This is a genomic window from Sedimenticola hydrogenitrophicus (assembly GCF_029017505.1).
GTDB classification, from domain to species: Bacteria; Pseudomonadota; Gammaproteobacteria; order Chromatiales; family Chromatiaceae; genus Sedimenticola; species Sedimenticola hydrogenitrophicus_A.
In genome coordinates this window covers 79143-93857 of the sequence record NZ_JAQGEI010000006.1, presented here as the reverse complement: position 1 = coordinate 93857, position 14715 = coordinate 79143, and the positions used below count along the sequence as shown (strand labels likewise).

The following is a 14715-nucleotide window of genomic DNA, read 5'->3' as shown; positions in this document are numbered from 1 at the left end:
GGCACGGGTCACAACGGCGGGGTTGGAGTCAAGCCGCCCTGTCACCGGGGAGAAGTTCGCCGGGTTGGACGGCTGACTCCGACCCCGGTGTGATTTTACCTTTGTTACTAAAGGATCAAGCCTCCGGGTCGATATATCAGGGAGTGCTAATTTGTCCTCCGGGTGAGCGTGGGGTGGTTGTTCGGGGTTCCCCCACACCGCCAGTTCGGGAACCGACATCGCCGCCCGGTTGGCATTAATGGAAATATTCAATTGTCGGGAATTCTCTCATGCGTGCGTCCATAACCCATCTCATTCGCTGGCTGTTATCCGCTATCGGTATCCGCTCCATCAACAGCCAGTTTCTGTTCTCTTATATCCTGATCTTCCTCTGCGCACTCGTCTCGGTGGTCACTATCTATCTGAGCCTGGGGGTCAATTCCAGCTCCATCGATGTGGCGGGAAGGCAGCGAATGCTGAGTCAGCGACTGGCCAAAGAGGCGATCCTGGTGGCGCAGCAGGTCGAGAGTCGTGAGGTGATGGAGAAGACCATTACGCTGTTCGAGTCCTCTCACCGGGCGCTGCTTGACGGCGATGCCGCGCTAAATATTCTACCGGTCAAGGATGCCGAAATTCTCCAGCAACTCCAGCTTGTGGAGCGGCTCTGGTCGGGCTACAAGCAGGTGGTCACCCGTTATGCCGCCAGCCCCGACAAGGCCGGTCTGGAGGCGATCCAGAAACAGTCCGTGCAGGTGTTGAAGGAGATGAACAAGGCGGTTGGGATGATGGCGACCGAGGCCAATGACGCGGTCGCGCTGCAACAGACCATCGCCTTTATCATGACTTCAGTCATTCTGCTGCTGGTGGTGCTGGGCCGGGTGTTCGGTATGACGGTACTGATGAATGAGATCGATCATCTGCGCAGCCATCTGGGCGAAGTGAGCAAGGGCGATTTCTCGAAACCGCTCGCCTGTCTGGATGACAAAAATGAGATCGGCCAGGCCTACGGTGCCTACAACAACATGCTGCAGCAGATGGGGCAGATGATCAAGGGGGTGTGCCAGGTCGCCGATCAGGTGGGGGCGGCGACTGCCAGGGCCACCGAGACCCTGGATCGTACCGATCAGGGGGTGATACGGCAGCAGCAGGAGATCACCCAGGTCGCCACCGCGATCAACGAGATCAGCGCAACCGTACAGGAGGTGGCGCGCAACACCGGCCAGGCGGCCGAGGCCGCCTCACAGGCGGACCAGGAGGCGCGGACCGGGCAGACCATTGTCAATCACACCCGCAGCGGCATCCAGAACATGGCGAAACAGGTGGAGGAGGCCGCCTCCACTATCAATGTGCTGGAGAGCGATACCCAACAGGTGGGGCAGGTGCTCGAGGTGATTACCAGTATCGCCGAACAGACCAACCTGCTGGCCCTGAATGCCGCCATCGAGGCGGCCCGCGCCGGCGACCAGGGGCGCGGATTCGCCGTGGTGGCCGATGAGGTCCGTACCCTGGCTCAACGCACCCAGGAGTCCACCGGCAAGATACGCGATATTATCGAGCGGCTGCAGAATCAGGCCGCGGTGTCGGTCAAGGCGATCGGCCAGAGCCGCGAGATCGCCCAGCAGAGCGTGGAGCAGACAGAGGAGGCCGGTGTCGCCCTGGAACGGATCGTCGGCATGGTGGCGACCATCCGCGACATGAGCACCCAGATCGCTACCGCCATTGAACAGCAGAGTCAGGTGACCGCGGAATTGGACCGCTCCATTGTCAGTATCGCCGAGGTGGCGGAGAACACCCGCCAGGCGGCGCGCCAGACGGTCAACTCCAATGCCCAGATCAGCGATGAGATCCAGCAGCTGAACCGGGTCATGTCCCAGTTCAACACCCGGGCCGGGGTGGATCTATCGGTTGCCAAGGCGGCACACCTGGCCTGGAAGGGACGTCTGCGCGCCTATCTGGAGGGCGAGGGTATGCTGACCGAAAAGGAGGCGGTCTCACATCATGACTGTGTTTTCGGCAAGTGGTATTACAGCGACGGCCTGAAAAATTATGGCCAGTTGCCGGTGTTGAAGCAGATCGAGGCCCCGCATGCCGAACTGCACCAGACGATCAGAAACATCGTCGCGGCCAAAGAGGCGGGACGGGAGGGGGATGCCCAGATGCTGTTTACCCGGGTTGAGCCTCTGTCCCAACAGATCGTCGGCCTGATTGACCGGCTCGAACAGGAGATCAACGGCCGTCGATAGCGCAAGTATCGCTCAGAACCCTGGGCAAGTGGCTCAGCCGGCGGCGGGTTTAAACACTACCCCGATGCGGAAGCCCCCGCCAGGCGCGCTGTAATCCACGTCGATCTCGGCATCGTGTATCTCCACGATACGCTTGACAATGGAGAGCCCCAATCCACTGCCGCTGGTGCTGCCCTGAGCCCCGCGGCGGAAGCGTTGGAACATCAGATCCAGCGCCTGCCGGGAGATGCCCGTGCCCGAATCCCACACCTCCAGCCGCACCCGGCCGTCATCCGTGGTGATGCGGATACCGGCCTCACCAGGGGCGGGGGTGTATTTGATGGCGTTTTCCAGCAGGTTTCGCAGCATGATCTGCAGCATGGTCGGCTCGCCGTTGATCCGCTGCCCCGGCTGATCGGCATCCAGGGTCAGGCCGATCCGCTGCTGTTCGGCCGGCTCCCGCAGGCTGGCGATCACTTCCCCGGCAAGCCTGACCAGGTCGACCGGCTGAAACGTCAGCGTGCTGGCGTTCTCCCGATCGGCCCGCGCCAGGGTCAGCAACTGATTGACCAGGTGGGTGGTTCGGTCGACCCCCTCCAGCGCCTTGTTCATCGCCTTGGTTTTCTGCTGCTCATCCGTGGCGCGTAGCGCAACCTGCAACTGCACCTTGAGACCGGCCAGCGGGGTCCGCAGCTCATGGGCCGCATCCGCGGTAAAGCGTCGCTCATTTTCAATCGCCCGGTCGAGTCGTTCCAGCAGCCGGTTGAGTGCGGTGATCAGCGGTGCGACCTCGGCCGGTGCGTCATCGATATTGAAGGGGCGGAGCGAGCGTGGGTTCATTGCCCCGGCCTCGCTCACCAGTTGATTCAGCGGTCTGAGGCTGCGACTGATGCCCAGCCAGATAAACAGGCCCAGCAACGGCAGGATCAGCATGATCACCGAAAGCGTATCCTTGATCAGATAGGCGACCAGTTCCTCACGAGCCTGCAGCTTCTGCGCGGTATGGACCACCAGCTCGCTCTCCTCGTCGCTGAGGGTGAATACCCGCCATTTGTTGCCATCAAATGTATAGTCGCTGAAGCCTTCCGGGAGTTCGGTGAGGAAATCTGGGGCGTCCTTCGACTGAATGATGAGGCGTCCCAGTTTGGCTGAAAAGGCGATATTCAGCTCGTAGGTGTGCTGGAAATTGTCGCTCAGTGTGATATTGCGAATCAGGTCGATTTCGCCCTCCTTGATCTCCTGTTGCAGGAGCCCGAACAGGATGCGCGCGTTCTGCGCGAGACTGGCGTCGTAGATCTCCTCCAGCTCATGGGTCGTGTCCTCGTTGACCAGGATGAAAATACCCAGCCAGGCGATGCCGATCAGCCCGGCCAGGGTCAACAGCAGGCGTTTGCGGATGGAGACCGCCTTAACCATCATCGCCAATCTGTTTCGCTATCATGTAGCCCGCCCCGCGGACGGTCTGAATGGTGGACTTGCCCAGTTTTTTTCGCAGGTGGTGGATATACACCTCGACGGCATTGCTCTCCACCCCGTCATCCCATCCGTACAGCGCCTCTTCCAGACGGTGCCGGGACAGCACCTGGCCGCTGTTCATCAACAGCGCTTCCAGGATGGCGTATTCCCGCGCGGTACAGATCACCGGCTGGTCGTGCAACAGCACGGCGCGACTGGCCGGATCCAGGGTGACGGGGCCATGCCTGAGCAGGGGGGTGGAGCGCCCGGCGCGGCGGCGCGCGATGGCGCGCAGGCGTGCCGCCAGTTCCTCCAGATCGAAGGGCTTGGGCAGGTAGTCGTCGGCACCGGAATCCAGCCCCAGGACGCGGTCGTTCAGGCTGTCCCGCGCCGTCAGCAGCAGGACCGGTATCGGATTGTTCCGCTGGCGGATTTTGCGCAGCAGGGTCAGGCCGTCCTGGCCCGGGAGCGAGATATCCAGGATCACCAGATCCAGGGATGGGTCCCGCAGGGCGATCTCCGCCTGGTTACCGTCGGTTATCCAGTCCACGGTGTAGCCCATCTGCTCCAGGGCGATGTTCAGTCCGTCGCCCAGCAGTTGATCGTCCTCTACCAATAATACCCGCATGCTTCCACTCTGCTCATGTCGTGACCCGGTGGGGTGCCATTAAGCGACAGTCGGCTTAAGTTTTCCTTAATCTTTCGCAATTAGTCTCGCCGCACTGGGTCCACCATTTTTTCTCTGGGGTAAGTTCTGATGCAGCTAAGACTCTCCAACAGCCGTTATGGGTTGATTGGCTATGTGCTGTCAATCGCACTGATCTATTTTTTTCTCACCCGTACCCTGTTGCTGGTGGCGGCGTTCCCCGAAGCCGACTTGTCGATCATAGCATTCCTGAAGGTCTACCTGCTGGGAGCGGTTTACGACCTGGCTTTCTACGGCTATGCGCTGATACCGGTCACCCTGTATCTGCTGCTGGTGCCGGAGAGGCTCTGGAGAACACGCCTGAACCGCGGCTTTGTGCTATTGGCCATCTTCGCGACCATCTACGGCCTCGGCTTTATCCTGGCGGCGGAGCTGCTGTTCTGGGATGAGTTCAGTGTTCGTTTCAATTTCATCTCCGTGGATTACCTGGTATATCGGCGCGAAGTCACGGATAACATCCGCGAATCCTATCCGTTGCCGCTTTACCTCAGCGCCATCCTGGTTGTGACCCTGTTTGTCTACTGGCTGGTGGTCGACAAGATCAAGGTCGCCCTGGATGTGCGGGAGCCACTCCGGCAGCGGCTGATCCATGCCGGCGGGCTGATGCTGCTGCCGGTGGTGAGTTTTCTGCTGGTTAACCAGGATCTGCGCGAGCTGTCCAATAACAGTTATCAGAATGAATTGGCCAGCAACGGCCCCTATCAGTTCATCGCGGCGTTCAAGAACAATGAGCTGGATTATTACAAGTTCTACCAGACCCTGCCCGACGCCACGGCCGCTGCACTCCTGCAGAAAGAGATTTCCGCCGGGGAGGTGACCACCTCCGGTTTTGATATCCGCCGGTCGATTGACAATCCGGGACGTGAGCGTCGTCTGAACATCTTTCTGGTGATGGTCGAGAGTCTGAGTGCCGATTATCTCGGTGTATTCGGCAACAGCGAGCGCCTGACCCCTAGCCTGGACCGACTGGCCGCGGACTCCATGTTGTTCACCAACCTGTATGCCACGGGTACCCGGACCACACGCGGGCTGGAGGCGGTGACTCTGTCTATCCCGCCAACGCCGGGACGCTCCATCGTCAAACGTGTCGGCCATGAGACCAACCTCTGGTCGATCGGCAATGTATTGAAATCGAAGGGTTACGATGTCCGGTTCATCTACGGCGGGCGCGGCTATTTCGAGAACATGAACGCCTTCTTTGCGGGCAATGGCTACGGCATTATCGATCAGTCAAGTACCCCGGACGGCGAAATGGGCTTCACCAACGCCTGGGGCATGGCGGATGATGACCTGTATACCCAGGCCATCAAGGCGGCGGATTCCGCCTACCAGGCGGACAAACCGTTCTTCTTCCATCTCATGACCACGACCAATCACCGGCCTTACACCTACCCGGACGGCCGCATCGATATCCCTTCCGGCAGCGGCCGTTCCGGCGCGGTGAAATATACAGACTGGGCGATCGGCGAGATGATGGAAAAGGCCAGACGCAAACCCTGGTTCAAGGATACCCTGTTTGTCATCATCGCGGATCACACCTCCGGTAGCGCGGGCAAGGTCGCTCTGCCGGTCGGGCAGTATCATATCCCCATGCTGATCTACAGCCCCGAGCATATCCGGGCTCAACAAGTGCATGCCCTGGCGAGCCAGATCGATGTGGCGCCCACCTTGCTGGCGCTGCTGAATATGGATTATGAGTCGGCCTTCTTCGGTAAAAACATTCTGACCATGAAGCCCGAGGAGGAGCGCGCACTGATTGGCAACTATCAGAAGCTGGGCCTGTATGCCGGCAACCGGTTGTCGATCCTCAGTCCGAAACGGCGCATGACCAAACAGGTGAATCCCGAAGCGCCGGAGCCTGTGGAGGCCGTGGTTAACGCACCGGATGCCGATATCCAGCGCGACATCGCCTATTACCAGGGCGCCAGCTACATCTACTCCCAGCACCTGAACGCCTGGGAGCGGCCGGCGGTTACCCGGTAATGCGACAGGAGACAAATTTCTGGCGTAACCATCTGCTGCTGCCGTTGCTGCTATTCACCCTGCTGGCCGGGTTGCTGGAGAGCGGCTCCATCGATCTCTACGTGGCGGATCTGATCTATCAGGCGGGTGGGGCCGGTTGGACACTGCAGAACAGCCCGCTGTTATCAGACATCCTGCATGACAACGCCAAGGCATTGGTGAAGCTGCTTGCGGTCATCCTGTTTGCGGTTGCCATCGCCAGTCATTTATTGGTCCGGCTGCGGCCCTACCGCCGGGCGGTCTGGTATCTCGCGCTGGTCATGCCCCTGTCCGGACTGCTGGTCGGTATCGGCAAGGAGGTCAGCCATGTCGATTGCCCCTGGGATCTGCTGCGTTATGGTGGTGAACACCCCTACATCCGCCTGTTCGAGGCGCATCCCGGGGATTTCCGCTACGGTAAGTGTTTTCCGGCCGCACACGCCGGTGCCGGCTACACATTCCTGGCACTCTATTTTTTCCTCGCCGCACTGCGTCCCCAATGGAAACGCTATGGCCTGATGGTCGGTATTGCCATGGGGGTGGTGTTCGGCGTCACCCAGCAGCTCAGGGGTGCGCATTTCCTCTCCCATGATCTCTGGACGGCGGCCATCTGCTGGTTCAACAGCCTGGGCTGGTACTGGTTTGCCTTTTGCAGAAAAAGAAACCCGCGTGTGGTGCCGTGTGTGGTGGAAGCGCCACGGCACGTGGCCAACGACCCGGAGAGTTCCGGATCATTGGCTGCGGTGGTTACCAGCGAAAAATAATGGTGCCGGAAGAGCGGCCGTAATCATGCCCGTAACGGTAGTCAGACCGATATTGGGGCCTCCAGTAGTTCCTGTTGTAACGGTAGAGATCATGTGACCGGTGGCCGCGGTAGCGTCTGTCGAAGTGTTTGCGGGAGTCCCGGCGACCTTTCCAGTGGCCGCGCGAATAGTAGCCCTTCTCGTGGACTTTCAATGCCGACGGTTGGTGCAAATACGACGGCTCCGCCAGTGTTTTGAAGCGGTTTCCCTCGTGACGCTCTCCTGCCTGGAGCTGGGTCAGCGCGGCCAGCGACAGGGAGGTGATGATCAAGGCTCTGGTTAAAAGTTTCATTTGGAATCTCCTCTGAGGTTGATTCTCCGGTACGCTTAAAGACTACAACCCGATGGCTGAACGCCGCCTGAATGGAATCGGGGATATACTCGGCATGAAATAACCCTGCGGTTTCTCCTTTGTCAGGTCCCGGGCAACGGGTTAGATTAGATTTATTTATGGGCCAACGGTGATCAGAGGTGGATATGAATGAGCTGGATAGGATCAAACTGGAGGCGGCGGCATTTCGTGGCCTGGTCGGGCATCTTCGCGAACGCAGCGACGTGCAGAATATCGACATCATGAACCTGGCCGGCTTCTGCCGGAATTGCCTCTCCAAATGGTACAAGGCGGCGGCGGACGCCCAGGGTATTGCGCTGAGCAAGGAGGAGGCTTTGGAGGCGATCTACGGCATGTCCTACGATGAGTGGAAAGCGAAGTATCAGCAGGAGGCGACCGCGGAACAGATGGAACGGTTCAATGAGACCAAACCGCTGCATGCCAAGATCAGCGGGCATGTGTGAACCTGTAGAGGCAGTGTCTGCGTTATCGGGTTGAACGGTTTTTCAACTACGGCGATGCCGAGGCCAATAAATAGCGCCTGCAGAGCCTGCGTCGGCAGTGGAACGGTGATGATCGGGAGAAGGGGTGATTCATTTTCCCGGAGCCCCGCGCTGGGACTCCGGAAAACTGAATCTTTGCACAGCTTTTAACGGAACGCTAACCGTCGGCACATCCTGTGCGAAGAACTTCTCTGATTACGGATCACCTGGTGATCCGACAGCTCATTATTGGGCTGCGGGTGCCTGCGGTGCTACCGGAGCAACAGGCGCCGGGTAACCGTAGGGTGCGCCATAGGGTGCGCCGTAGCCCTGGGGGGCGCCGTAGCCATAAGGTGCCTGGCCATAGCCGTAAGGGGCGCCGTAACCGTAAGGTGCACCATAACCACCATAGTAGGGGTTGCCATAGCCATAGCCGTTACCACGGGTGTAGGCATTGCTGCGACCGCTGAAGTTCATGTTGAAATCACCGGTACCGTCACCCATTCCGTCACCCATTCCATTCCAGGGACCGCCGCCCCACCAGGCAGAAGCAGTGGCGGATGCGGACAGCATGGCGACAACGGCAGCAATCTTTGCAAATTTGTTCATTGGTATCTCTCCTGAAAAACCTTTATTAAATGTGTGTGTCCTGCTCAGTAAAGCGCTACAGCTCGCCTTAACTGTGCGTAAGAATATAAGAAAATACTAAAATAGTAAACTACAATTTAGCAGGAATATGAATATTTTTTTAACTCAAGTCTCGGAGTTCAGTTCCAGACGCTGGGCGGGCACCTTCGGGCTTATTCGCGTTCATTTGGGTTCATTTGCGACGCATATTTTTCCTGAGTGCGGCTGAGTCAGTGGGGTAATCAGCTTTAGTTCCAACGCCCAGCAGGCAGGTGAGATTCTGCACCATGGGTTCCGATACGGGCCGGATCTTCTTACGCATCACCGATCCCACGGCGTCCGTCAGACTGAGAATCGGGGTGAGCAGGGTGTCGTCGAGATGGGCCAGGAACAGCATGGCGCGAATCTCCCCCCGCAGTTGTGGCAGGGTATCCCACAGGTCGCGCAGGGGTCCGCTGTCGGTAGCCAGCAGTGATTCGACCACTGCATCGATTTCGGCAATCTCCCGCAGCTCATCCCGGCCCGCCCGGATAGTGGAGAAATATTCGCCGACCGCCTTGAACAGGGCGCTGACCACATCCTGGTCGGCCGGGCGTGTCATCACGTCGATTACCGTGTGGGCGAAGGTCTGACCGCGGCTCTCCAGCAGCTTCTCCAGGAATGCTGCGTAGCGGTTTTCCTGTTTCGCCAGTTGCCTTAATACGGGCTGGTGTGTGGGCAGGTCGCTACGGGGCGGCAACGGCTCCGGCAGGGCATCCGGGATGGTCTCCAGGAAGCCCACCCGGTAGCTCTTTGACGAGCGGCCCCGGTTCCAGAGCCGTTGTTTGAGCGGCGCCTCGATCAGCCCCGGCTGCAGCACCAGACGCACGCTCTCCAGGATCTGCTGCGGTGCGGTCTCGAAGGGCAGGTGCTCCACCAGAAAGGCGGCCAGCGCCGCTCCCAGCGGACCCGCCGCCACCGCCGGCTGTTCCAGCAGTCGCCTGGCGTACTCGGCCTGCGGTTCGCACCACCAGGCGAGGCGCGCCAGTTCGTTGGTCAGGTCCGGCGAACAGACCACCGCCATGACCGCCTCCGGCTCGGCCAGTTTCAGCAGGCTCGACAGCCGGGCGCTTTCGACCTGGCCCATGCGGGTCCAGCGCTGTATATAGACGGGATAGCCACCGGGGGAGTTGAGCACGATCCCGGCCAACAGCTCGCGTACCCGCCTGAGATAGTGTTCCGGGTTGCCGTCGGGGTGCAGGGCCACCTTCATCTCCTGATCACCCTTGATGCCATGCACCTCCAGGCGGTTCTCGTCGATGCGAATGGCCTCGGCATGGATTGCCAGCACGTTCAGGCGCAGGAGATCCTCGTTGCTCAGTTCCATTGCCCGAAATCCCCCGCAGGTCTCAATTGAGCTGGATACGTTGACCCCAGGGGATCTCCGCCTTGCCCTTGACCAGCCAGATCACCGGCATCGCCGGTTCGTGGTTCGGAAACGCCCCCTGGGCGTCGGTAAAATAGATCAGCAGATCGCACCGGGCATCGTGTTGCTCTACCCACTCGAACACCGGTCTGAAATCGGTGTCGCCGCCGCCCGTGAACGCCCGGGGCAGCCGCAGCTGTTCCCAGGGCTCGACAATCCAGGGGCCGTCGGCGGCCAGCACGGCATCGCAGGCGAGCAGGGTGATGTGGGCATGGGCCTGCCCCTTGATGGCGTCGATTTCGGAGATGAACTGGCGCATCTCCTCATCGCTGATCGAGCCGCTGGTATCCAGCCCGACCACCACCCGGAGTTCGCTGCTGCGCAAGCTGGGGAGGATGGCGTCACCCTCGCGCCGCGAGGGTCTGGCCCAGTTGTAATCCTCCCGGGCGGTGGCGGTCATGTACTTGGCCAGCAGCATGCGCCAGGGGATGCGCGGCTGCAGCAGATGGCCGATCACGCGCCCCAGCTCGCCGCCCATCCTGCCGGCCTGCAGCGCCTGCTGATAGGCGCCGGCCAGGCGTTGGGTCCACTGCACCGCCAGCCGTTCCTGCTCGGTCGGCGACAGCGGTGCCGGTTGGGTGGCGGCTGGCGATTCCCCTGAATCGGACTCGCTGCGCGGCGCCTGGCGCTGTGGCTCCGCTCTCTCGGCGGCTGGTCCATCATTCGGGCAGTCACCGCCACCCCCTGGACTGCCTCCGGCGTTGGCCTCGGCCCGATCGTAGAGATGCTGGTCGTGGGTCTCCATCTGCTCGCTCTCGGCGATGCAGGGATAGATCTCCTCGGCGGTCATCCCCTCGAATTCGACCAGGTGCAGTGCCCCCGGGCAGGGCTCCAGCTGCTCGGCGATCAGCAGCGGGTTGATCGCCAGATCACAGGCGATATCCCAACGATACTTGTCCCGGTGCAGGCGTCTGGCGAAGTGGGAGAGGGCGCAGTGCAGCGCCTCGTGCGCCAGCACGAACTGGGTCTGTTCCAGGCTCAGGGCGTCAATGAAATCGGCATTGTAGTAGAAGGCGCGGGCATCGGTCGCGGTAGTCCGGCACCAGCCGGGGTCGGCTTGCAGCATCGGCAGGCGCAACACCAGGGCGCCGAGGAACGGTTTGTCCAGGATCAGTCGGGTGCGGGCGGCGCTGAGTTTGGTCTCGATCTCGCTCATCGTCTGCCGGCTCCATCCCGTGTTCAGAGATCGTACAGCATCACATCGGCCACCGCCTCGGCCCAGGGGGCGAATTCCGGCAGGTTGAACAGCTCCTGGCCGATGGCGCGGTGCATGTCCGAGACCAGCATGATGCCCATCTCCCGTTGCGGAAAGCGGCCGGCATAGTCGAGGATACGGCCATACACCCCGCGCTCGCCGGCGGCGCCCCTGGCCTTCAGCGCACGGCCAACCAGGGCGGAGGCGACGGCGTACTGCAGGTCGATTTCCGTCGGCACCAGCACGCAGTCGCCTTGCAGGATGGCGTCGATATCGGGCAACTTGTCCAGGTTGTTGACGAACGCCGCCAGTTCGATCCCGGCGGCCGGGCCGACGCAGGCCTGCAGGGCGTCGCAGAGCAGCTCGGGCAGGGTGCCGAACTTCTGCAGCCCGCGATGGGCGAACTCCCAGGAGCGGGGCGAGGGGAAGGCCACCGGATTATGGGCGGGGTCGAAATCGAACAGCCGTTCCGGGCGGAAGCGCAGGAAGGCGATCACCCGTTCGTCGATGCCGTTGTCATAGGCCCAGGCGACCCAGTCGTCGAGCTGGGTCTCCACCTCGAAATGGGTGAACCGGTTGGCCAGCGGGGAGGGCATGGTGTAGGTAACCCCGCGGTCGCCCTGGCGGTTGCCGGCGGCAAAGATGGCCCAGCCGTCCGGGATCATGTACTCCCCCAGGCGCCGGTCGAGGATCAGTTGATAGGCGGCGGCGGATACACTGGGTGGGGCGGAGGTGATCTCGTCAAGAAACAGGATGCCCCGTTCACCATGTGCGTCCACATGGGGCAGCAGCGCGGGCTCGGCCCACTCCACGCGATCGCCGCTGCGGAACGGGATGCCACGCAGGTCGCTCGGCTCCATTTGCGAGAGGCGGATATCGATCACCGGTACCCGGTGGCGCCGGCCCACTTGGCTGACCAGTTGCGACTTGCCTACCCCGGGGGGGCCCCAGAGCATGACCGGTGTGTGATGACCCTCTTCGGTACTCAGGTATTCACGGTCCAGAATGGCCGATATCGCGGCTGGTCGCATGCTACTTCCTATGATTGATCGGTGCTGCGGGTACACTGTTCTTGGCAATAACCTACCATATAACTGAGAAACGCCAGTAATAAGATATAGTGATGGTAACGATTGCGCAATTTATGAACGTGTGCCGGGTGGGGCCGGGCGATAAAGTACCCGCCGGGGTTGCCGATAGATTTCAGAAATGTTCCCGCATTGGGGCGACCTTGGCGGGGGTTGTTCTCCATCCCACGGCCCCTTCCCGCCGGCCGCCGGCGTGGCCGGCGCCGGGAGAAGTCGCGCCGGGGGCAATCCAGCATTCAGGACGAACAGGCTGACGCAAACAGACATGACGGAACCAGTACAGGATCAATATCGGGTGCTGTTCGAGCATTCCGCCGATGCGATGCTCATCATCGATGGTGGCCGCTTCATCGATTGCAATGAAGCAGCATTGCGGATGCTGGGTTATGCGGTTCGCGCTGATCTGTTCGCCACCCATCCCTCACAGTTGTCACCGCCCTTCCAGCTGGATGGCGCCTCGTCCTACGACAAGGCGAATGAGATGATCGCCATCGCCATGGAGCGTGGGTCGCATCGGTTCGAGTGGATCCACCGCAAGCGCGACGGGACCGATTTTCCGGTCGAGGTGCTGCTCACCCCGATTCCCGCCGGCGGGCGGTTGCTGCTGCACGTGGTGTGGCGCGACATCACCCAGCGGAAGCAGTCGGAGGAGCAGCTCCGGCTGGCCAAGTACGTGACCGACTCGACCAGCGAGGGGATCATTGTCACGGATATGGATCTGCGGATTATCGAGGTGAACCCCGCCTATTGTGATTTGCTCGGATACGACCGCGACGAGGTGCTGGGGAGAAATGCCGGATTTGCCAAGTCCGGCAGGCATGACGAGGTGTTCTATCAGCGGATTTGGGAGTCGCTCAACCAGGCCGGCAATTGGCAGGGCGAGATCTGGGATCGCAAGAAGAACGGCGAGGTGTTTCCCATCTATCTCCGTCTCAATACCATCTTTGACGCCACTGGCAGACCCTGCTACTACACCGGGCTGTTTTCCGATATCACCCATCAGAAAAGAACCGAAGAGCAGCTGGAGGAGCTGGCCTTCAACGACGCCCTCACCGGACTGCCTAACCGGGCACTGTTCCATCAGCGCCTGAAGCAGGAGCTGACGCGCTGTCAGCGACATGAAAGCAAGCTGGCACTGCTGTTCATCGACCTGGACCGGTTCAAGCATGTCAACGATTCCCTCGGTCACAGCAATGGCGATACCTTGCTGATTGAGGTGGGCGAGCGCATCAGGCGGGCGGTCAGGTCGGTGGATACCGTCGCCCGCATGGGCGGTGACGAGTTCACCGTCATCCTGCTGGATCTGAACGACGAGTACACGGTTACCGATGTGGCGACCAAGATTCTGGCCAAGGTGATCCATCCGGTGTGGATTGACCGGCATGAGATCATTCCCCATCTGAGCATCGGCATCAGCCTCTATCCACGCGATGGTGAGAGCGTGGATGACCTGACCCGGCATGCCGATATGGCCATGTATCATGCAAAGAGCGAGGGCGGCGATCGATTTCACTTCTTCCAGGAGGAGATGAACCGGGAGAGTGGGCGCCGCCTGGCGCTGGAAAATGAAATGAGCGTCGGCCTGAACAGCGGTCAGTTCGTCCCCTATTTCCAACCGGTTTACGAGCTCGACTCCGGCCTGCTGGTGGGTATGGAGGCGCTGGTGCGCTGGCAACACCCGGAGCGGGGCCTGATCATGCCCGACGAGTTCATTCCGTTGGCCGAGGAGACCGGCTTAATCATCCGCCTGGGATACAGCGTATTGCAGCAGGCCTGTCGGCAGGTAAAACAGTGGGTGGATGAGTACTCCCGGGAGCTGTATCTGGCGGTCAACCTGTCCGCCAGACAGTTTCACTCCAGCGACCTGATCGAGCAGGTGCGGCGGATCCTCAACGAAAGCGGGTTTCCGCCGGGTTGCCTCACCCTGGAGATCACCGAGAGCATGATGATGGGACGGATCGAGAGGACCCTTAATCAGCTGACCCAACTGCGCGCTGCCGGCCTGAATCTGGCGATTGACGATTTCGGCACCGGCTACTCCTCGCTGAGCTACCTGCAGCGCTTTCCGGTCAACACCCTGAAGATCGATCGAAGCTTTATTCGCGACATACTGACCGATCGCAACAGCCGCGCCATCATCAGGGCGATCATCTCCATGGCCCGGGCAATGGAGCTGGACGTGATCGCCGAAGGGGTGGAAAATACTGACCAGCTGGCATATTTGAAGGAGTTGAAGTGTCAGAAGGCGCAGGGTTATCTGTTCAGCCGGCCGTTGCCGGCGGATCAATTCGCGCAACTCCTGGCCGATGGTGGAGAATGGCATAGACCAGTTGGTCTTCCTTGCCGGTAATGTTTTTCAGG

12 protein-coding genes are annotated in these 14715 nt (G+C 60.6%); 5 read left to right on the top strand and 7 right to left on the bottom strand.

The genetic code is table 11. The features are described 5' to 3' along the window. Positions 1–269: 269 nt before the first annotated feature. Entirely contained in the window at positions 270–2222 is a 1953-nt protein-coding gene (locus O9K64_RS05235; protein WP_275097026.1) for a methyl-accepting chemotaxis protein, read from the top strand. A gap of 33 nt (positions 2223–2255) precedes the next feature. Here O9K64_RS05235 and O9K64_RS05230 read toward each other — a convergent pair whose 3' ends face one another. Continuing rightward, entirely contained in the window at positions 2256–3620 is a 1365-nt protein-coding gene (locus tag O9K64_RS05230; protein WP_275097025.1) for an ATP-binding protein, read from the bottom strand. Beyond that, positions 3610–4284 (bottom strand): response regulator, encoded by a 675-nt coding sequence (locus O9K64_RS05225; protein ID WP_275097024.1) that lies wholly within the window; start codon positions 4282–4284, stop codon positions 3610–3612. Before O9K64_RS05225 ends, O9K64_RS05230 begins: the two co-directional genes overlap by 11 nt. Before the next feature lie 129 nt (positions 4285–4413). Here O9K64_RS05225 and O9K64_RS05220 point away from each other — a divergent pair, with 129 nt between their 5' ends. Both O9K64_RS05220 and O9K64_RS05215 read left to right on the top strand, forming a co-directional pair. After that, positions 4414–6345 carry an LTA synthase family protein gene (locus tag O9K64_RS05220; protein WP_275097023.1) on the top strand — a complete coding sequence of 644 codons (1932 nt, stop codon included), beginning with the start codon at positions 4414–4416 and terminating at the stop codon, positions 6343–6345. Further along, positions 6345–7127 carry a phosphatase PAP2 family protein gene (locus O9K64_RS05215; protein WP_275097022.1) on the top strand — a complete coding sequence of 261 codons (783 nt, stop codon included), beginning with the start codon at positions 6345–6347 and terminating at the stop codon, positions 7125–7127. The genes O9K64_RS05220 and O9K64_RS05215 overlap by 1 nt, the downstream gene beginning before the upstream one ends. Here the strand turns inward: O9K64_RS05215 and O9K64_RS05210 are convergent. Further along, positions 7111–7458 carry a hypothetical protein gene (locus O9K64_RS05210; RefSeq protein WP_275097021.1) on the bottom strand — a complete coding sequence of 116 codons (348 nt, stop codon included), beginning with the start codon at positions 7456–7458 and terminating at the stop codon, positions 7111–7113. The two genes, O9K64_RS05215 and O9K64_RS05210, sit on opposite strands and share 17 nt — an antisense overlap. Before the next feature lie 185 nt (positions 7459–7643). Here O9K64_RS05210 and O9K64_RS05205 point away from each other — a divergent pair, with 185 nt between their 5' ends. Continuing rightward, a complete protein-coding gene (locus O9K64_RS05205) occupies positions 7644–7961 on the top strand; it encodes a DUF1244 domain-containing protein (protein ID WP_275097020.1) in 318 nt (105 codons plus the stop codon). Between the two features lie 264 nt (positions 7962–8225). On the opposite strand, the gene O9K64_RS05200 is transcribed toward O9K64_RS05205, so the two are convergent. The 4 genes from O9K64_RS05200 to O9K64_RS05185 form a co-directional block, all read right to left on the bottom strand. Next, complete coding sequence (locus tag O9K64_RS05200) at positions 8226–8588, bottom strand: sulfur globule family protein (protein ID WP_260292499.1); 363 nt, start codon at positions 8586–8588, stop codon at positions 8226–8228. A 211-nt stretch (positions 8589–8799) separates the two neighbouring features. Continuing rightward, positions 8800–9972, bottom strand: coding sequence for a sulfur reduction protein DsrS (locus O9K64_RS05195; RefSeq protein ID WP_275097019.1), 1173 nt, complete (start codon positions 9970–9972; stop codon positions 8800–8802). 22 nt (positions 9973–9994) lie between these two features. Next, positions 9995–11227 carry a DUF2201 family putative metallopeptidase gene (locus tag O9K64_RS05190; protein WP_275097018.1) on the bottom strand — a complete coding sequence of 411 codons (1233 nt, stop codon included), beginning with the start codon at positions 11225–11227 and terminating at the stop codon, positions 9995–9997. 23 nt (positions 11228–11250) lie between these two features. Next, positions 11251–12297, bottom strand: a complete 1047-nt coding sequence (locus O9K64_RS05185) for an AAA family ATPase (RefSeq protein WP_275097017.1) — start codon at positions 12295–12297, stop codon at positions 11251–11253. A 322-nt stretch (positions 12298–12619) separates the two neighbouring features. Here O9K64_RS05185 and O9K64_RS05180 point away from each other — a divergent pair, with 322 nt between their 5' ends. Continuing rightward, positions 12620–14704 carry a putative bifunctional diguanylate cyclase/phosphodiesterase gene (locus tag O9K64_RS05180; protein ID WP_275097016.1) on the top strand — a complete coding sequence of 695 codons (2085 nt, stop codon included), beginning with the start codon at positions 12620–12622 and terminating at the stop codon, positions 14702–14704. Positions 14705–14715: the final 11 nt, after the last annotated feature.